This is a genomic window from Deinococcus rhizophilus (genome assembly GCF_030271215.1).
In the GTDB taxonomy this organism is placed as follows: domain Bacteria; phylum Deinococcota; class Deinococci; order Deinococcales; family Deinococcaceae; genus Deinococcus; species Deinococcus rhizophilus.
Genome location: NZ_JASNGB010000419.1, coordinates 1 through 396 on the forward strand (window position 1 = coordinate 1; position 396 = coordinate 396).

Consider the following 396-nt stretch of genomic DNA (forward strand, 5'->3'; position numbering starts at 1 on the left):
ACGCGCCTACAAGCAGTTCCTGGCCGGGGTGCGGGCCGGGCGCTCGCCCCGGCTGATCGTGACCGGGCGGCCCGGCGCGGGCAAGACGGTGCTGCTCGACCACCTGCAGCGGGCGCTGGAGGAGGTGCCGGGGCTGACCGTGCGGCGGCTGGGGCTGGAGGGGGACGTGGCCGGGGTGCTGGCGCTGGCTTCATCAGGAACCTCGTGGGCGGGGCAGGCGGCGGCGCAAGCGGAGGCGGCCCGCCGCGCCCTGCCCCAGGCACCGGGAGTCTTGCTCGTGCGGGTGACGGCAGACCTGCGCTTCGGGGGGGAGATGCCCCGCTCGCCCGACGGTTCCCTGACGCCCGCCGCGTGGGCCGCCGAGCACCTGCTGCGCCGCGCTCCCCCCGGCGTGGC

General features: G+C 78.3%; 1 pseudogene. It reads left to right on the forward strand.

The annotated features are described in order from the left end of the window. Positions 1 to 396: pseudogene (locus QOL99_RS17655) on the forward strand (AAA family ATPase); the annotation flags it as partial.